The sequence below is a fragment of the Pseudarthrobacter oxydans genome (assembly GCF_013314975.1).
In the GTDB taxonomy this organism is placed as follows: Bacteria; Actinomycetota; Actinomycetes; order Actinomycetales; family Micrococcaceae; genus Arthrobacter; species Arthrobacter oxydans.
On sequence record NZ_JABTYH010000011.1, the window covers coordinates 65,691 to 83,596 of the forward strand.

General features: G+C 67.8%; 19 protein-coding genes. 3 read left to right on the top strand and 16 right to left on the bottom strand.

Annotation, left to right across the window (positions count from 1 at the left end; all coding sequences use genetic code 11):
* Positions 1–26: 26 nt before the first annotated feature.
* Entirely contained in the window at positions 27–566 is a 540-nt protein-coding gene (locus HTS88_RS09470; protein ID WP_174177721.1) for a TetR/AcrR family transcriptional regulator, read from the top strand.
* Between the two features lie 36 nt (positions 567–602).
* Here the strand turns inward: HTS88_RS09470 and HTS88_RS09475 are convergent, their stop codons facing one another.
* From HTS88_RS09475 to HTS88_RS09485, 3 genes are all read right to left on the bottom strand, one after another.
* Positions 603–1,790: a 4-hydroxybenzoate 3-monooxygenase gene (locus tag HTS88_RS09475; RefSeq protein ID WP_174177723.1), complete on the bottom strand. Its 1,188-nt coding sequence runs from the start codon at positions 1,788–1,790 to the stop codon at positions 603–605.
* Positions 1,791–1,922: 132 nt separating this feature from the next.
* On the bottom strand, positions 1,923–2,666 hold the full coding sequence (locus tag HTS88_RS09480) for an IclR family transcriptional regulator domain-containing protein (protein ID WP_174177725.1): 744 nt from the start codon (positions 2,664–2,666) through the stop codon (positions 1,923–1,925).
* A gap of 61 nt (positions 2,667–2,727) precedes the next feature.
* Complete coding sequence (locus tag HTS88_RS09485) at positions 2,728–3,807, bottom strand: FUSC family protein (protein WP_174177727.1); 1,080 nt, start codon at positions 3,805–3,807, stop codon at positions 2,728–2,730.
* A gap of 161 nt (positions 3,808–3,968) precedes the next feature.
* Between HTS88_RS09485 and HTS88_RS09490 the strand changes: the two genes are divergently transcribed.
* Positions 3,969–4,811, top strand: a complete 843-nt coding sequence (locus HTS88_RS09490; protein ID WP_174177729.1) for an ACT domain-containing protein — start codon at positions 3,969–3,971, stop codon at positions 4,809–4,811.
* Positions 4,812–4,817: 6 nt separating this feature from the next.
* Here HTS88_RS09490 and HTS88_RS09495 read toward each other — a convergent pair whose 3' ends face one another.
* The 9 genes from HTS88_RS09495 to HTS88_RS09535 all read right to left on the bottom strand — a co-directional run bounded on the left by HTS88_RS09495 (position 4,818) and on the right by HTS88_RS09535 (position 13,339).
* On the bottom strand, positions 4,818–5,738 hold the full coding sequence (locus HTS88_RS09495; protein WP_174177731.1) for a diacylglycerol/lipid kinase family protein: 921 nt from the start codon (positions 5,736–5,738) through the stop codon (positions 4,818–4,820).
* A gap of 104 nt (positions 5,739–5,842) precedes the next feature.
* Positions 5,843–7,216, bottom strand: a complete 1,374-nt coding sequence (locus tag HTS88_RS09500; RefSeq protein ID WP_174177733.1) for an NAD(P)(+) transhydrogenase (Re/Si-specific) subunit beta — start codon at positions 7,214–7,216, stop codon at positions 5,843–5,845.
* Positions 7,213–7,533: an NAD(P) transhydrogenase subunit alpha part 2 gene (locus HTS88_RS09505; RefSeq protein WP_174177735.1), complete on the bottom strand. Its 321-nt coding sequence runs from the start codon at positions 7,531–7,533 to the stop codon at positions 7,213–7,215. Before HTS88_RS09505 ends, HTS88_RS09500 begins: the two co-directional genes overlap by 4 nt.
* Positions 7,533–8,702, bottom strand: coding sequence for a Re/Si-specific NAD(P)(+) transhydrogenase subunit alpha (locus HTS88_RS09510; RefSeq protein WP_174177737.1), 1,170 nt, complete (start codon positions 8,700–8,702; stop codon positions 7,533–7,535). Before HTS88_RS09510 ends, HTS88_RS09505 begins: the two co-directional genes overlap by 1 nt.
* A gap of 175 nt (positions 8,703–8,877) precedes the next feature.
* Positions 8,878–9,201, bottom strand: coding sequence for an MmcQ/YjbR family DNA-binding protein (locus HTS88_RS09515; RefSeq protein WP_174177738.1), 324 nt, complete (start codon positions 9,199–9,201; stop codon positions 8,878–8,880).
* A 111-nt stretch (positions 9,202–9,312) separates the two neighbouring features.
* The gene (locus HTS88_RS09520; RefSeq protein ID WP_174177741.1) at positions 9,313–10,140 is read right to left on the bottom strand and encodes an IclR family transcriptional regulator domain-containing protein; all 828 of its coding nucleotides are present in this window, start codon (positions 10,138–10,140) and stop codon (positions 9,313–9,315) included.
* Positions 10,141–10,212: 72 nt separating this feature from the next.
* Positions 10,213–11,745 (bottom strand): tripartite tricarboxylate transporter permease, encoded by a 1,533-nt coding sequence (locus HTS88_RS09525; RefSeq protein ID WP_217432406.1) that lies wholly within the window; start codon positions 11,743–11,745, stop codon positions 10,213–10,215.
* Positions 11,742–12,296, bottom strand: a complete 555-nt coding sequence (locus HTS88_RS09530; protein ID WP_174177743.1) for a tripartite tricarboxylate transporter TctB family protein — start codon at positions 12,294–12,296, stop codon at positions 11,742–11,744. The genes HTS88_RS09525 and HTS88_RS09530 overlap by 4 nt, the downstream gene beginning before the upstream one ends.
* 71 nt (positions 12,297–12,367) lie before the next feature.
* A complete protein-coding gene (locus tag HTS88_RS09535; RefSeq protein WP_174177745.1) occupies positions 12,368–13,339 on the bottom strand; it encodes a Bug family tripartite tricarboxylate transporter substrate binding protein in 972 nt (323 codons plus the stop codon).
* Between the two features lie 227 nt (positions 13,340–13,566).
* On the opposite strand from HTS88_RS09535, the gene HTS88_RS09540 reads away from it, so the two are divergent.
* Positions 13,567–14,439: a shikimate dehydrogenase gene (locus HTS88_RS09540; RefSeq protein WP_174177747.1), complete on the top strand. Its 873-nt coding sequence runs from the start codon at positions 13,567–13,569 to the stop codon at positions 14,437–14,439.
* Between the two features lie 30 nt (positions 14,440–14,469).
* Here the strand turns inward: HTS88_RS09540 and HTS88_RS09545 are convergent, their stop codons facing one another.
* From HTS88_RS09545 to HTS88_RS09560, 4 genes are read right to left on the bottom strand one after another with little or no spacing between them, the layout of a single operon-like run.
* Entirely contained in the window at positions 14,470–15,273 is an 804-nt protein-coding gene (locus HTS88_RS09545; RefSeq protein WP_174177749.1) for an IclR family transcriptional regulator domain-containing protein, read from the bottom strand.
* Between the two features lie 22 nt (positions 15,274–15,295).
* Positions 15,296–15,973, bottom strand: coding sequence for a 3-oxoacid CoA-transferase subunit B (locus HTS88_RS09550; RefSeq protein WP_174177751.1), 678 nt, complete (start codon positions 15,971–15,973; stop codon positions 15,296–15,298).
* Between the two features lies 1 nt (position 15,974).
* Positions 15,975–16,676 carry a 3-oxoacid CoA-transferase subunit A gene (locus tag HTS88_RS09555; protein WP_174177753.1) on the bottom strand — a complete coding sequence of 234 codons (702 nt, stop codon included), beginning with the start codon at positions 16,674–16,676 and terminating at the stop codon, positions 15,975–15,977.
* 3 nt (positions 16,677–16,679) lie between these two features.
* Positions 16,680–17,894: a thiolase family protein gene (locus HTS88_RS09560; protein ID WP_174177755.1), complete on the bottom strand. Its 1,215-nt coding sequence runs from the start codon at positions 17,892–17,894 to the stop codon at positions 16,680–16,682.
* Positions 17,895–17,906: the final 12 nt, after the last annotated feature.

Here is a 17,906-nt window from a genome sequence, read left to right on the forward strand (position 1 = left end):
CGGAAGGGGTCAATTACACTGGGCGCATGCCTGACCGCCGGACCCATCTCCTTGATGCCGCCCTGGCCGTCGTGGCTGACAAAGGAATGAAGGGCCTTACCCACCGGGCCGTGGACGCCGCCGCGCAGGTGGCGGAAGGGACCACCTCCAACTATTTCCGCAACCGAACCGCCCTGGTGGAAGCGGTGCTGGACCGCCTGGAGCACCTGGACACCCAGCTGCTCCGGGACCAGGGAGCGGCTGGTCCGCCGCGGAACCTCGAGGAACTTGCGGGCCAACTGGCTTCCATGCTGCTGGCGCTGGCCGGCGAGCACGCGGGCCTGACCCGCGCCCGGCTGGCCCTTTCGCTGGACCGGCCGGAAGCGGTGACTGCCGGGCATTTCCGGCTGGTGGGCGGCCTGGTCCCGGCCCTCACCGCGCTGGGGGTGCCCGATGCAGCCGCCCGGGCACGGGACCTGGCGGATTACGGCGACGGCGTCCTGCTCCACCTGCTCACGGTCAGGCGGGACGAGCGGCCTGATGCCGCGTCCATCGCAGCCGCAGTCCGCCGGCTGCTCGCCCCCTAAGGCGCCTCCCGCCGTCGCCCCTTTCCCCGGAGCGTGTCAGGCGTGGCCGGGCCAGCCGGTGTAGGCCTCCGCCAGGTAGGCCATGCCGTGCCTGGACGACACCACGGAGTTGAGCTCGCCGAGCTGGCGTGCCCGGGAGAAGTCGTCCGCATCGGCGGGGGTGTGCAGCATGGTGGTCATCCAGTAGGAGAACTGCTGCGCCTTCCACACCCGCTCCAGGGCGCGGTCGCTGAAGGAGTCCAGCAGGTGGTCAGAGCCAGAGTTGTAATGGGTATCCAGACCCTCGAAGAGCATCTTGACGTCGTGGATGGCGAGGTTGAGGCCTTTGGCGCCAGTGGGCGGGACCGTGTGGGCGGCGTCGCCGGCGAGGAACAGGTTGCCGTGGCGCATGGGCGTATGAACGAAGCTGCGGAAGGGCAGGACCATCTTGTCGATGACCGGGCCCTCCTTGAGCTCAAAACCGTTGCCGTTGACCCTGCTGCGGAACTCCGCCCAGATCCGGTCGTCATCCCACTCCGCCACGTTCTCCTTGGGATCGCACTGGAAGTACATGCGCTGGACGGTCTCGGTCCGCTGGCTGATCAGGGCAAAACCGTTGGCGGAGTTGGCGTAGATCAACTCGTCAGCGCTGCGCGGAGCCTCGGCCAGGATGCCGAACCAGGCAAACGGGTACTCGTGGAAGTACCACTTGCGGCTGGCCTCGGGTATCTGGAAGCGGCAGTGGCTGCGGGACCCGTCGGCACCCACCAGGAAGTCGGCCTGGATCTCAAACTCCACCCCTTCGGCGTCCGTGAACCAGGCCCTTGGCTTCCCTTCCAGGTCATGCACGGTGGTGTCCGTGACGCTGTAGCGGACGTCGCCGCCGTCGGCCTTCCTGCGGGCGGCGAGGTCCAGGAACACGTCGGTCTGCGGGTAGAGCCAGACGGACTCCCCCACCAGGTCCTTGAAGTCCACGCGGTGGCTCTCGCCGTTGAACCGCAGTTCGATGCCGTCGTGCCGGTCGCCGTCGCGCAGCACCCGGTCCGAGACGCCGCTGTCCACGAGCATGTTGACGGTGCCGTGCTCCAGGATGCCCGCCCGGACGGTCTCCGAGATGTCCTTGTGGCTGCGGACTTCAATGACGGTGGACTCGATGCCGGCCTTGGCCAGCAAGTGGGACAGCATCAGGCCGGCAGGGCCTGCGCCCATGATGGCCACCTGGGTGGTGATGATGGTGCGGGGCATGGTTTTCTCGCTTCGTTGCGGGGCCGCTGCTGCGCGGCCGTGTGGTGCTTCTGCCAACAGTGTGCGCTCCGGCAGGTGAGCGGCGTTACATGAATTCCGTTCAACAGAAGGAGCCGGACGCTGGGCGGCGGACTACGCGTCGTTCAGCCTGCGCGCAATACCCCTGGCTGCTGTCTGCAGTGCGGGCACCAGTGCCTGCAGGCGCATCTCGCGCAAAGGGACCACGACGCCGAGCGAGGCCACCGCGCGCTGGCGGGGGTCCAGCACGGGGACGGCGATCCCCCACGTGTCCGGGTCCACCACGCCCTTCAGCTGGGCAAAGCCCTGGTGGAACGTTTCGCTGAGCAACACCCGGACAGCATCGGTGGCGACCTTCCCGTCCGGGTCCGCGAACTGGTCCAGGTACTGGCTTTGCAGCAGCCTGTCCTGGTGGGCCATCAGCGCCAGTCCCGCGGACGAGGTATGGACGGGCATCCGGCCGGCCACCCTGGCCCGGTTGGCCACGGACCCGAGGCGGGACAACCGTTCAACAAAAAGCGCATCCCAGCCGTCCAGCACGGCCAGGTTCACATTCTGGTTGAGGACCTGCTGGATGTCCTCCATGAACGGCATGGCCGCCTGCCGCAGGGCAAGGGTGGGTGCGGTGCGGTTGACCAGTTCCCAGAGCCGCAAGCCGGGGCGCACCAGGCCGCCGGGGCCGGCGTCCAGGAGGCCGTGGGCCGCGAGCTGGCGGACCAGCCGGTGGGCTGTGGTGAGCGGCAGGCCCGAGCGTTCGGCCAGTTCGGACAGCTGCAGGGCGCTGACATCCTCCGGGAAGGCGGAAAGCAGGCGGACAATGCGGTCCACCACCGAATCACCCGAGGCAGAATTCGCCACCGCACGCACCGCTTCCGTTGAATGGGACGATTCCAGCCTACCTTCGTGGCAGGTGAGGCGGCTATGGCACGTTGGCCGGTGCCGCCGTCGTGCGTCCACGGAGGCGGCGCCACCCGCCCGGGGCCAGGACCACGGCGATGCCGACGGCGGCGCCGATCACCGTTTCAATGATGCGGTCCCGGAGCAGGATGGTTGGCGATGCGGGGACCACGAGGAGGGTGGACACCAGCGCCAGGGGCGTGACGAAGATCTGGGCCAGCAGGTACTGCCGGATGATGAACATCTCGGCGCCGAACTGGCACAGCGCCATGACCAGGACGGTCTGCCACGGCTGCAGGCCCAGCAGCAGGATGCCCGCCATCACCACAAGCCCCAGCACGGTGCCGATGATCCTTTGCACCCCGCGGCGGACCCGGTGGCGGGTGGTGTGGCCCACCAGCGGAACGACGGCGGCCACCATGGCCCAGTAGTTGTGGCCGAACCCAAGGCGGCTGCCGGCCCAGGTGGCCAGCGCACCGGCCAGCCCGGCAGCCACCAGGTAGCCCAAGCCCTCAAGCAGGGCAGCGCGCTTCTCGTCGGGCGTGCGGCGGATGGGGCGCGGCCGGGACCATGCTGTCCGGCGGCTGGGCAGGATCCGGGAGGAGAACCCGATCAGCAGGCAGAAGGCGGTGGTGAGGGCGGCTACCAGCATGCCCTCCCACAGCGGCGGCTGGTTGGGGATGGAGGCAATGGCCGCGAACGCAAAGATATGGAAGAGGGACCCGGCCGGGCGCAGGCGGAACCACGAGATAGCCACCGAACAGCCGCCTGCCACCAGCGTGGTGGCCAGGACCAGGAGCCACGTGGTCCCGGCGGGGTCCAGCCCCCAGGCTCCGCCGGCCCGGGCAGCGAGCGCTGCGAGGAGAATGACCAGCAGCATCAGCAAACCGGCCCGCAGCTGCAGCGCGAAACGGATGCCGTGGGGTTCGCCGCGGCCGTAGATGCCGGTGAAAGCCCCGAACGACGCGAAGATGGCAAGGTCCAGCCGGCCCAGCAGCACAAGCGTGAAGAGCGGCACGAAGACACCCACCGCGCATCTGAGGGCCGGGTGGTGGTCCTTGTTGGCGGGGGCAATGCTGAACATCTCGGCGAGCATCTTCACGTGGAGCGGGGCCTTCCTGCGGTGCCGGGCGTCTGGGATCTGTTTTTGGTGAGACGGGCGGCCGCGCTGACGTTCCATCAAAAATCCTACGCCCGCCATGCTTCGCACGATCGGAACGGCCGGGCAACACCGCCGAAACAGCACCACGCGATCCTTGGACCATGAAGCCCGGTGCAAGCAAGACCCCCGCGTCTGAACTGAGCTGCGAAGTCTGCGGCCTGATGCCCGAACCAACAAGGACCCGGCTGACCCTGGCCAACGTGGCCGTGATGCTGCCGATCGAGCTCCTGGTCCACGCCCTGGTGGTGGACACCCCGCTTCCCTACCTGGCCAAGGTCCTTGTGCTGACCGTTACCGCCACTGTCCTGGTCATCTGGGTGGCTGAGCCCTCCGCGGCGCGGGTGCTTCGCGGATGGCTGCACGCACCGGCGCTGCGGCACCGGCGCCGGCTTACCGGGGCGCCGGCGTTGTGGCGGGCACGCACCGTCCTGCAGGATGAACCGGGGGCGCTGCAGAAAGTCACCAAGGCCCTGGCCCGGCTGGACACCAATATCCTGAGCATCCACGTCCATCCGGTGGCCGGCGGCGTGCTGGACGAGTTTGTGCTGTCCACGCCCGGCGACGTGGATGAATACCAGCTGCTGGAGGCGCTGCACCTGGCCGGCGGTACACACTCCCACGTGTGGCCAACCACCGCGCTGGCGATGGCGGACGGGCAGACAAAGGCGCTGAGCCTGGCGGCGCGGATCGCTGATGCGCCGGACGAGCTTCCGCTGGCCGTGGCTGAGCTCCTGCGGGCACGGATCCTTTCCCCTGCCGAGGCGCTGCTGGAAAGGCACGACGCCGGCACCCGGCTTAAGATCCCGACGGCCTGGCACGGCCCCATCACTTTTGTGCGGCCGGGGGAACCGTTCACTCCCGCTGAATCAGCCCGGGCCCACCGCCTCGCGGAGCTCGCCGAGATCCTGGCGCACCGGCCTGCTCCGTCCCGGCCAAGCAGGTAGGAAGCCCTACATCCGGAGGGTCAGGGCGGCCGGGTCCATGGTCATGACCACGTGCTTGCTCTGGCCTTCGTGGTCGCCGTCCAGCTGGTAGTCGTCCTTGTTTTCCAGGGTGATCTCCACTGTTTTGCCCTGGAAGTACTCCACGGCTGTGTCCTTCCCCCGGCCCTTGCCGATCATCCCGGCAACCACCGAGAGCCAGCCCAGCTTGCCGTGGTGGGGCGCCAGCACGGCAACGTCCAGCAGGCCGTCGTCCACCTTTGCCTCGGGGAAGATCTCCAGGCCGCCCTGGACCTTGCCGCAGTTGCCCACCATGACGCTGCGGACGCCGCGGCGGACAGCCGGCTTCCCGTCGATCACAATGGTGGCTTTGACCGGATTGCCGGGCAGGTTCCGGATACCGGCGTCCACGTACGCCAGCCAGCCCACCTTGTCCTTCAGTTCCTCGTTGGTGTCGGCCATGATGGTGGCGTCGTAGCCCACCCCGGCCATCACCAGGAACAGCTGCTCCATGTCCGGGTCGCTGCGGCGGGCACGGACCACGTCGATCTTCCGCTCGGTGCCGATCAGGGCCCCGGCCATGGCGCCGTCGTAATCAGTGACGTCCATGCCGAGGTTGCGGGCCAGGAGGTTGCCGGTACCCAGCGGGAGCAGCCCCATGGGCACATCCCCACCAGACAGCACCTCGGCCACGCACCGGACGGTGCCATCGCCGCCGGCGGCGATCACAATGTCCGCCCCCTGCGCGAGCGCTTCCTTAGCCTGGCCGACGCCGGGATCCTCCTTGGTGGTTTCGAACCAGAGCGGCTCGCCCCAGCCGTTCTCCACGCAGTGCTTTGCCACCAGGCCGCGCACATCGATATCCACCGGCTTGGCGGGATTGACGATGATTGCGGCGCGCTGGGGTGAGGTGGAGCTGTTGGCCGTCATGGTGTCCTCTGGTGGCAAGTGAAATGGCTACGTCTGAGAGAAGACTAGCCTGCCCCGCCCGGGGTTCGGCGCAGGCCGGCAGCAGCCCCGCACTGGGTACGCGGCTACAGTGCTTTGACGGCCCCGAGCACCTGGGCCAGCGAGTCCTTGGCGTCGCCGAACAGTAACGACGTCTGCGGCTCGTACAGCAGGTCATTCTCGATCCCGGCGAACCCGGGCCGCATGGAACGCTTGAGGAACACCACCTGCCGGGCCTCCGCCACTTCCAGGATGGGCATGCCGTAAATGGGTGAGCCCGCGGACGTCTTGGCGGCCGGGTTCACGACGTCGTTCGCGCCCACCACCAGCGCCACATCGGCCGTCTTGAACTCCGGGTTGATCTCCCCCATTTCCTTGAGCGACTCGTACGGCACGTTGGCCTCGGCCAGCAGCACGTTCATGTGCCCGGGCATCCGGCCCGCAACGGGATGGATGGCAAAGTCCACCTCAATGCCGCGGCTTTCCAGGGCCAGCGCGAGCTCGGCCGCGGTGTGCTGGCCCTGAGCCACGGCCAGTCCATAGCCGGGAACAATGATGACGCGCTGCGCGTAGCCGAGCAGGACCGCAACGTCCTCCGCGCTGGAGGAACGGACGGGACGCTCGCTCACGGCGGTGGATCCCGCCGTCGAACCTCCCCTGAACGCTCCGAACAGGATGCCCGCCACGCTGCGGCCCATAGCCGCCGCCATGGCCCGGGTGAGGATGGTGCCCGAGGCGCCCACCAGCGTGCCGGCCACCACCAGCAGCACGTTGCCCAGCACCAGGCCGGAGGCTGCCACGGCAAGGCCGGTGAAGGCGTTCAGCAGCGAGATGACGATGGGGACGTCGGCACCGCCCACCGGCAGCACCAGCAGGATGCCGGCGGCCAGTCCCAGCACCAGCAACAGCGACGCGAGCGGAAGGGAGCCGGTAAAAACGACGGCGGCGGCCGCCGCCACGGCGGCGAGCAGCACCGCGGCCATCACCGCCGGCAGTCCGGGGAACACCACCGGCCGGGTGGTCATCAGTTCCTGGAGCTTCGCGAACGTAACCCCCGAACCGGCGAAGGACACGGCACCCACCAGGAGGGTGAAGACGATGGCCAGGCGCACCCAGGGATCGCCGGCATGGCTGAGTTCCAGGAGCGCCACCAGCGCTGCGGCGCCGCCGCCCACGCCGTTGAAGAGGGCCACCAGCTGCGGCATCTGCGTCATCTTGACCCGCCGGGCCACAGGGGCGGCCACGGCCGACCCCACCACAATGGCCGCCAGGATCCAGGGGATGTTCTCCAGCCGCGAGGACAGGAACACGGTGACGACGGCGATCAGCGCCCCTGCGGCGCCGATCAGGTTGCCGCGGCGGGCGGTCCGCGGGGAACTGAGCCCGCGCAGCGCCAGGATGAAGAAGACGGCGGCGACCAGGTACAGCAGCGACGTCCACACAGGATCCAGGAGGTTCATTTGCCGTCCGCCTTCCGGGTGGCCTGCCTGGTGCCGGCCTCTTTGCGCGCATGGAACATGTGCAGCATCCGGTCGGTCACTACAAAGCCGCCCACCAGGTTGGCCGTGGCAAGGACAACGGCGAGGAGCGCCACGGCGAGCACCCAGGGGTCTGCAGCCTGGCCGGCGACGATGATGGCGCCCACCAGGATGATGCCGTGGATGGCATTGGCGCCGGACATCAGCGGGGTGTGCAGGGTGCTGGAGACCTTGGACACCACCTCGAAGCCGACAAAGACGGCCAGGACCGTAATGGTCAGCAGGCTCATACCGTCCATCAGAGCGCCCCTTCCCGCCGGGAGCCGGCCCGCTCGGCCAGCAGGTCCGCCGTCGGCTGGTGCCGCACCGTGCCGTCGTGGGTGAGGCAGGCCCCGGCGATGACCTCGTCACTGAAATCGGGAGCGAGCGCACCGTCCCTGACCATCAGCACCAGCAGGTTGGCGACATTCTTCGCGTACAGGCGCGAAGCATCCGACGCCATGGCGGAGGGTGCGTCCTTCAGGCCGACCAGCAAGACGTTGCCGGAGCCGTCAGCGGTGGGTATGGGAACGTCCTGGCCCGCCACGACGCCTTCCACGTTGCCGCCCGACTCGGCCGCGAGGTCGACAACCACCGACCCGGCCCGCATGCCCTGCACCATCTCCCGTGTGACCAGGAGCGGTGCCCGCCTGCCGGGGACGGCCGCCGTCGTAATCAGCACGTCGGCCTGCGCCACATGCGGTGCCAGCAGCTGGCGCTGCCGGGTGCCGGCGTCGGAACTGAGCTGGCGGGCGTAGCCGCCGGCGGCCTCCGCCGTTTCGAGGTCCAGCCGGATGAAGGTGCCGCCCATGGAGGCTACCTCGTCCGCGGAGGCGGGGCGGATGTCGTTGGCGAAGACCCGCGCTCCGAGGCGCTTGGCTGTGCCGATGGCCTGCAGGCCCGCCACCCCGGCCCCCAGCACCAGCACCCGGGCGGGCGGGACGGTGCCGGCGGCGGTCATGTACAGCGGAAAGAACCGGGGCAGCCGGATCGCCGCCTCAAGGACGCAGCGGTACCCGGCCACAAGGGCCTGGGAGCTGAGTGCGTCCATGGACTGGGCCCGGGAGATGCGGGGCACGAGTTCCAGGGCGAAGGATGTGACGCCGGCGTCGGCGAGCGCCTGGACGGTTGGCAGTTCGGACGACGGCGATGCGAGCCCCACGGTGGCGGCTCCCCTTTTCAGGGACCGGGCTGTGTCCGGGTCGAGGGGCCGGACGTGGGCAAGGACGTCCAGCTGGGCGGGATCGAGCTCGGAGACAATGCGTGCACCCGCCTGGCTGTACGCGAGGTCCGGGTACCCGGCCGCCGCGCCTGCGTCTTCCTCGAGGAGTATCTCGACGCCGAGCGCCGCCAGCTGCTTGACCGTTTCCGGCGTGGCGGCCACCCGCCGTTCACCCTCCCGGCGTTCCCGCGGTATGCCCAGTTTCACCCGCTGACTCCCCTCGCTGCATGGATGCGCGAGCGCCGCCCTGCCGGGCCGTTCCTGGTTGACCTGGACCAGCCGGCTTCGCGGAGCGGCGCTGCTGCACGTAGTTGGCTTGAGTCTATGGCCCGCACCGGTGCCGCGGGAGTAGTGCGGCCTGCTTGGGTGGCAAACAGTTACCTTACGGCCGCTTGCGGTTGCTCTGTTCCCCGCCCGCCAGCCGGTAGGAATCCTGCAGGAGTTCCGCGAGCAGCTCCCCGCCGATCCCGTCCAGCCGCACCAGCACCAGCTGGGGGGAACGCTCGTGATGCGGGGTCCAGAAGTATGTTTCCGGCTCCGTTCCCGCCAGGGCCTCGCGTTCGCCAGTCTTGACGGTGAGGACTCCGGGTTCCCAGATGCGGGCCATCAGGGTCCTGGCGAACCATGCGGGCTGGCCCCAGCTGGGCCGCTCCGTGACGCCCGGCATCGCCAGGGCAATCCTGCGGACGTCGGCTTCGGTGGCCATAAGCCACAGTGGCACTGCTGCCGCTCCGGGGCAAGGGCGGCCGGTTCGCCGGCGCCGCGGGCGTGCGTGCCGCCCGGGCCGCGTCAGCCTGGCGTGTCCGCCCGGGCCGCGTCAGCCTGGCGTGTCCGCCATCGCGGGCCGAAGCACTTCCACGCCGCCGAGGCGTTTTGCCGGCCGGCCCTGGTAGTCCAGCCCTATCTCACGCGCTGTTTCCTGGAGGAGCGGGACAACTGCCTGTTCGATCACGTCCTGGGCGGCGCGGTGTGTCTGCAATGAGACGTTGACAGCGCCGACAGCCTCGTCTCCGCACCAGATGGGAACGGCAACGCCGCGGAGGCCGTTCTCCAGTTCCTGGGACACCATGGACCACCCCTGGCTCCGGGCAAGGCTGACCTCGTCCTTGAGGGCCTCGAGGCTGCCGACGGAGTGCTCGGTAAACCGCTGCAGGTGGACCGATTCGTAGTACGCCTCCAGCCTGCCGGCCGGCAGTGCGGCGAGGAGCACCCGGCCCATGGACGTCGCCCACGCCGGAAACCTGGTGCCCACGCTGATGGACACGTTGAGGAGCCGTGGGGAGGGGACACAGGCGACATACGCGACGTCCGCCCCATCAAGCACGCAAAGGGACGCCGTCTCGCCGAGCTCGGACGCCAGCAGTTTGAGGTGCGGCTCGGCCACCCGGGGAAGGGACAGGATGGAGAGGAAGGAGGAACCCAGCTCCAGGGAACGGGCGGTCAGTTCAAAAGTCTGTCCATCCGTCCGCAGGTACCCCAGGTCCGCCAGCGTCAGCAGGAACCGCCGGGCAGAGGCACGCGTTATGTCCGTCGCCGCCGCGATTTGGGAGACGGTCAGGCGGGGGGTTTCCGAAGTGAACGCCCTGAGGACGTCAAAGGCCTTCCCGACCGACTTCACAAAGTACGCCGGATGTTCTTCTTCCATGGACTTCCTGCCCTTCCGAAAAAATACAGGACACCGGGCCCGCCTCGGTGGGCCCGGTGTCCCTGAGCGTAGCTAGCTCGAAACCTTCGCCTGGTCCGCTCCGGCGCCCACTGCCTTGCGCCGCTTCAGCTGCGCGCGGAGGGGAGGGACAACCAGTGCGGCGGCAGAGATGGCAAGGAGCACCAGCGCAATGGGGCTGGTGAAGACGGATGCCCACCCGTCGGTGATGAGCGCGCGGCGCAGGTTTGCCTCGGCCAGGGGGCCCAGGATCAGGCCCAGAACAGCAGGTCCTGCAGGGAAACCGAACCGCAGCATGAACAGCCCCACGGCCCCGAAGATCATCATCATGAACACATCGAAGACGCTGTTGTTGATGGAATACGTCCCCACCATGCAGAAAATCAGGATGATGACCCACAGGTAGTGGCTGGGCAGTTCAAGCAGTTTGACCATGCCGCGCATGCGCAGGAGGCTCAGCCCGAGGGTCAGGATGGTGGCGATCAGCATGATCGTGACCAGCGAGGAGACAAGGTCCGGCCGGCTGCTGAAGAGGCTGGGCCCCGGCTGGATGCCCCAGATCATCATGGATCCGATCATGACGGCCATGACGGAATCACCGGGGACGCCGAGCGCCATGGTGGTGGTCACGCTGCCGCCCAGGGTTGCCGTGCTGGAGGTATCGCCGGCAGTCAGGCCCTCAAGGGAGCCCTTGCCGAACTCCTCCGGGTGCTTGGAGACTTTCCTGGCGTTGTCCCACGCGATGATGCCTGCGATGTCGCCGCCCACGGCCGGGACAAGGCCGACGACGGATCCGGTCACCGCACCGATTCCCATTGGCTTGAGCAGCCGCTGCATCAGTTTCCGTCCCGGCATCCACTGGCCCAGCTGGGTGACGGGCTTGACCTGGTGCAGGTGCCTGCGCCTGGTGAGAATCTGGTTGAGGACTTCCGCCACGCCGAAGAACCCGATGATGACCGGGATGAAGGGCACGCCGCCGTTCAGTTCCAGGACATTGAGGGTGAAGCGGGCGTCACCGGTGATGGGATCACGGCCCACGGTGGCCAGCAGGAGACCGAAGGCTCCGGCGGCAAGGCCCTTGAGGATCCGTCCCGAGGAGACACCCACCATCATGGTCAGGCCAAAAACCACCAGCGCGAACATTTCCGGCGGCCCGAACTGGCGGGCGAATTCCGAAAGGGGCACCGCGGCGACCGCCAGGATGAGGATGCCAAAAAGCATGCCGAAGGCCGAGCCGAAGGCGGACGTCGTCAGGGCCAGGCCCGCCTGTCCCTTCAGGGCAAGCGGATAGCCGTCAAAGGTTGTGGAAATGGAGGCAGGGGTGCCCGGGGTGTTGATGAGGATGGCCGGCACCCGGTCCCCGAACTGGGCGGCCACGTAGATGGTCAGCAGCACGGCGAGGCCCTGGATGGGTTCCAGCGTCAGCGTGAAACCGCTGGCCAGAGCCACGGCCATGGTGGCAGTCACACCCGGGAAGGCACCCACGAGCATGCCCACCAGGATGCCCAGGCCTATGTAGAGAAGGGTATCCACCTGGAGGACGGTCATGATGCCGTCCGTGACGGGCGAGGCAGCGATCTGGATCATAGGTTCACCCGCAATGCGACGACAAAAAGGAAATGGAGGACGGCCGTAACGATGGCCGGGAACACGAGCAGCGGCCTCCAGCCCCGGCCGCCGTAGAGGGCCGTCAGCGCGACGCTCGTTGCGAACGTAATCAACCAGAACTGGAGGACGTTCCATAGCAGGAGGTAGCCCACCAGGATCACGGCCGTCAGCAGCATCCGGCCGATGCCCCAGCCGCTGAGCGGATCAGGGAGGTTTGCCCGGCTGACCCCGCGCAGCACGTTGACCACCACCTGCAGGACGCCGAGGACGATAAGGCTCCATGCGAGCATGGTGGGCCAGAAGGGAGGCCCGAGTTCCACCCGGACCCCCGAACGGATGCCCTGGGCGAGCACCAGAATGAGAACGCCGAGGCCTATGGTGACGGCGGCCGGAACCAGTTCCCTGAGCCGGTGCGCGCGGTCCGTGACCAGCACCTCGGACGCCGGGTGGATATGGGCTTCGGCGTGGTCCTGCTCAGGGTCTGTTGGGTTGAGGCCTGCCGGCGGCCCTGTTGCTGTGTGATCGTTCATTGCGGTTCCTCAGTAGGGGCCGGCCAGCGGAAGGCCGGCCGGCCCGTCTGCCTCGAAGTGTGTGCCCTGCGCTACTTGCCCTGCGCGAGCTTGATCCACGGTCCGTAACGGTCGGCTTCCTCGTCAAGGAAAGCCTTCATCTCCTCCGCGTCCTTGAAGGTAGGCACGAGGTTGGACCCTTCGATGACCTTCTTGTATTCCGGGTCCTCAACAGCCTTGCCCATGGCGGTGGAGAGCTTGCTGACCACTTCCTCGGGCGTACCGGCCGGAGCCATGATTCCCACCCATGAAGCGTTCTGCAGGTCGATTCCTTCTTCCTTGGCGGTGGGGACATCCGGGTTCTTTGGATCCCGTTCCTCGGTCAGCATGGCCAGGTAACGGAGCTTGCCTGCGTCCACCTGGTTCTTCTGCGTGCCGATCGCATCGATCGAGAAATCGACGTCACCGGCCGCCGCAGCAGCAACTGCCGGGGCTGAGCCGTCAAACGGGACAGATGTGAGTTCGATTCCGGCCAGTTCCTGGAGGCCCTGGGCGGGGGAATCCCAAACCGAGCCGACGCCCGGGCTGGAGTAGGTGACCTTGCCGGGGTTGGCCTTGGCGTCCGCGACGAGGTCCTTGAGCGACTTGTAGGGGCTGTCCACCGGGACAGCGATGGCACCGGGTCCGGCCAGGCCCTGGCCAATCGGCGCGTAGTTGGACGGGTCGATGTCGTAATCCTGGAACTGCAGGGTGGCCACCTCTACGCCCATCATCGAGAGGTTGTATCCGTCCGGCTTTTGGTCCTTCAGCCAGTTGTAGGCCACCGATCCGTTGGCTCCCGGCTTGTTTTCGACGATGACTTCGACGCCCAGCTCTTTTTCCAGCAGCGGTGCGATGGTACGGGCCGTCAGGTCCCCCGAGCCGCCTGCGGCCCACGGAACGGTCAGCCGGATGTCCTGTGCAGGGAAGTCGGCTTCGGAACTGCTGTTGCTGCCCGAGGCGCAGCCGGTCAGCGCAAGCAACCCCGCCGTGCCCACTGCGAGTGATTTTAGAAGGGTTTTCACTACGGTTTTCTCCTTTGATACCCGTACTCCGACAAGGCTGCCGGCTGTCTTCTCCGACAGTGCGCCTCGCCTGGGACTTTGTGCGCATTACGAACATGTGTGCATAAGACGTACAGTAGTTGTAATCTAGTTCACATCGAGGCCCGGAACAAGGCCGCGGCCGAAATTGTGACCAGGCAATCCGACCCAAGGACGCTTCGCACTGGCGGGGCCGGAAGGTGGACAGAATGAGTACTCCGGCGGAGTCGTACGTGGTGGGGTTGATCGGCGAAGGAACCACGCACTCCCTGACCCCCGCCCTCCACGAGCGGGAAGCCGACCATCACGGGCTGCGGTACATCTACCGGACCGTCGACCTGACCGTCCTGGCACGTCCGGCGGACGACGCGGGCACCCTGCTCTCGGCCGGACGCGACCTGGGCTTCAATGCTTTTAACATCACCGTTCCAGCCAAACAGGTTGTCCTTAGGTACCTTGATGATCTTTCGGACGATGCGGCGCGGCTGGAAGCGGTCAACACCGTCCTTATCCGTGATGGCAAGTTCATCGGCCACAACACCGATTACTCCGGATTTGGCTCCGCCCTCGAGGAAGGCCTCCCCGGAGCATCCCTTGGACATGTTGTGCAGCTGGGCGCGGGCGGCGCCGGGGCCGCTACGGCCTATGCGCTCCTGGCGGCAGGAGCGCAGCACCTGTGCGTCCTGGACCTGGATCCCGCCCGGTCCCGGGAGCGGGCCGAGGCCCTCGCGCGGATCTTTCCGGGCAGGAACATCGAGTGGCGGCCGATCGGCGAGATAGGGGATCTGATGTCCGAGGCTGACGGCCTGGTGCATGCCACTCCCGTGGGCATGCACGCCCATCCGGGCATGCCCCTGGACGGGGACCTGCTCCAGTCCCGGCACTGGGTGGCCGATATCGTCTACCGTCCGATCGAAACCGAACTGGTCAAGGCCGCCGGCGCCAAAGGGTGCCGTGTGCTGGACGGCGGCCACATGGCCGTGGGCCAGGCGGTGGACGCCTTCCGCCTCATCACGGGCGTGGAACCGGACCGCGCACGCATGAGGCAGCATTTCCTGTCCTTGCTCCGGCAGGGGAGCTAGGCGCGGGCGGCGTCCACCCCCTTGGGGCGGCTAACCCCGGGCGCTGAGATCGGCGGAGATGAGTTTCGCCGTCGCAATGATCTCCTGTGCCACCGAGGCCAGGAAGGCGTCAGGGCCCGGCTTGGCGGCCACGGACTGGGCCTGCAGGGACACGTTGACGGCTGCCACTACCCGGGACCTGTCGTACACAGGGGCCGCCACGGACATCAGGCCCAGCTCCAGCTCCTGGTCCAGCAGGCACCAGCCCTGCGCCCGGACCGTCTCAAGGACTGGCAGAAGGTCCTTGGCGGTGCCCAGGGCGCGCGGGGTCAGCGGCTTGATCTCGGCCGTGGCCAGGTAGGCCTTCAGGTCCGCCGGAGGCAGCCCGGCGAGCAGCACGCGGCCCATTGACGTTGCGTACGCCGGGAAGCGGGTGCCCACGGTAATGCCCACGTTCATGATCCGGCGGGTGGTCACCCGGGCGATGTAGGCGATGTCCGTCCCGTCGAGCACCGCCGCAGAGGTGGACTCCCCCAGTTTCAGGGACAGTTCCTCAAGGTGCGGCTGCGCCATCTGCGGCAGCGACAGCCCGGACAGGTACGCGTAGCCCAGCTGGAGCACCTTGGCCGTCAGCGCGAAGGTTTTGCCGTCCGTCCGCACGTAGCCCAGCTCCACCAGGGTGTGCAGGAACCGCCGGGCAGTGGCGCGCGTCAGCCCGGTGCGGGCTGCCACCTCCGTCAGGGTCATCATCGGGTGGTCCGTATCGAATGCACGGATGACGGCGAGCCCGCGGGCCAGGGACTGGACGTACTGGTCACTGGCCTGAGGGGCACCCGCTGATGCTGCGTCGGTCATGGTTACCAATCCTAGGGCCGCCTCAGGCCGCGGCGGCCGCCTTGAGCGGAACAGGCACCAGTTCCTGGAGTTCCTCCAAAGTGCAGCCGAACGTTTCGCGGACGGTGATGCCGCCGGGCCCGGTGAGGAAGACGGCTTTGTCCGTGTACACGCGGGTGACGCAGCCGACGCCGGTGAGCGGGTAGGTGCAGGACTCCACGATCTTGGACGCGCCTTCGCGGGTGAGCAGGGTCATCATCACGAACACGTCCTTGGCGCCGGTGGCCAGGTCCATGGCGCCTCCGACGGCGGGAATCGCGCCGGGTGCCCCGGTGTGCCAGTTGGCGAGGTCGCCGGTGACTGATACCTGGAACGCGCCGAGCACGCAGATATCCAGGTGCCCGCCGCGCATCATCGCGAAGGAGTCGGCGTGGTGGAAGTAGGAGGCGCCGGGGAGCTCGGTGACGGGGATCTTGCCCGCGTTGATGAGGTCCTCGTCAATCTCCTCGCCCCTGGCCTCCGGGCCCATGCCCAGCATCCCGTTCTCCGTGTGGAGCGTGATGTCCTGGTCCTCGGTGAGGTAGTTGGACACCAGGGTGGGCTGGCCGATGCCGAGGTTCACGAACGAGCCGGGGGCGATGTCCCTGGCCACCAGGCGGGCGAGGTCGTCCCGGCTCAGCGGGGCTTCGGAGGTCTTGATGCTCGATTCCATGACGCCCATCTCAGGCCACCTTCTCTTCAGTACCAGTGGTGCTGCCGGCTGCCGCGGGAACGCGGACCACAGTATTGACGTAAATTCCGGGAGTCACCACGTTCTCCGGATCCAGAGCCCCGACAGGCACGATCTCAGAGACCTGGACAATGGAGTGCCTGGCCGCCGCGGCCATGATCGGCCCGAAGTTCCGGGCGGTCTTGCGGTACACCAGGTTGCCCTTCCCGTCCGCCTTGAGCGCCTTGATGAGTGCGACGTCGGCGTGGATGGGGGTCTCGAACACCTGGCCGCGGCCATCAATGATCCGGGTTTCCTTGCCCTCGGCGAGCATGGTGCCGTACCCGGTGGGGGTGAAGAACCCGCCGATCCCGGCCCCGGCGGCCCGGATCCGCTCGGCCAGGTTGCCCTGCGGCACGAGCTCCAGCTCGATTTCCCCGGCCTTGTACTTGGCGTCGAAGTGCCAGGAGTCTGACTGGCGCGGGAAGGAACAGATCATCTTCTTCACCCGGCCTTCCTTGATCAGCAGGGCCAGGCCCTGGTCACCCTGGCCGGCGTTGTTGTTCACCACCGTCAGGTCCGTGGCGCCGCAGTCCAGCAGCGCGTCGATCAGCTCGAACGGCTGCCCGGCGTTGCCGAACCCGCCGATCATCACGGTGGAACCGTCCTTGATTCCGGAGACGGCCTCCTGGACCGACTCTACGAAGTTCAGCATTGCCTAGGCCTTTCCTGTGCTGGTGCCTGCGGAGGCGGTGACGTTTTCGAGGACGACGGCGAGGCCCTGGCCCACGCCGATGCAGATCGCGGCCACGCCCCAGCGCTCCCCGGACGCCTGCAGTGACCGGGCCAGGGTGCCCAGGATGCGGGTTCCGGAAGCCCCCAGCGGGTGGCCCATGGCGATCGCGCCGCCGTGCCGGTTCACAATGGAGTGGTCGATGCCCCAGGCGTTGATGCACGCCAGGGACTGCGCGGCGAACGCTTCGTTAAGTTCGACGGCGCCCACCTGGTCCCAGCCGATGCCCGCCTTCGCGAGTGCGTTGTTCGCCGCCTCCACCGGGGCGTAACCGAAGAACTGCGGATCATTGCCGTGCGCGCCGCGCCCGGCGATCCGGGCCAGCGGGTCCAGGCCCAGCAGCCCGGCGGCAGCCTCGGACCCCACCCAGGCCGCGGAGGCGCCGTCGGACAACGGCGAAGCATTCCCCGCGGTGACCGTGCCGTCCTCGGTCCGGAACACGGTCTTCAGCCCGGCGAGCTTCTCCGCCGAGGAACCGGCACGGATGCCCTCGTCCCGGACCAGGTCCGTGCCCGGTACCGGGGCCACCAGGTTGTCGTAAAACCCCTCGTCCCACGCCGCGGCGGAGAGGTTGTGCGAGGCCGCCGCGAACTCGTCCTGCGCTTCGCGGCTCACGCCGTACTTCTCGCGCAGCCGCTCAGTGGCCTCGCCCAGGGAAATCGTCCATTCCTTCGGCATGGCCTTGTTCACCAGCCGCCACCCCAGCGTGGTGGAGGCCAGGGTCATGTCCCCGGCCGGGTAGGGCTTCTCGGTCTTGGGCAGCACCCAGGGGGCCCGGGACATCGATTCCGCGCCGCCCACCAGCGTTAGCTCGGCGTCACCGGCGTTGATCTGCCGGGACGCGATGATCGCCGCGTCCAGCGAAGACCCGCACAGCCGGTTGACCGTGGTGCCCGGGATCGAGACCGGCAAGCCGGCCAGCAACGTGCCCATCCGGGCGATGTTCCGGTTCTCCTCACCGGCACCGTTCGCGTTGCCGAACACCACCTCATCAATCCGCTCCGGGTCCAGCCCGGGGGCCCGCTTCACCGATTCCTTAATCACATGCGCGGCAAGGTCATCCGGGCGGACGGCGGCAAGGCCGGACCCGAATTTGCCGAACGGGGTGCGCACGGCGTCGTACACAAAAGCCTGGTTCATCACTGTTCCTCT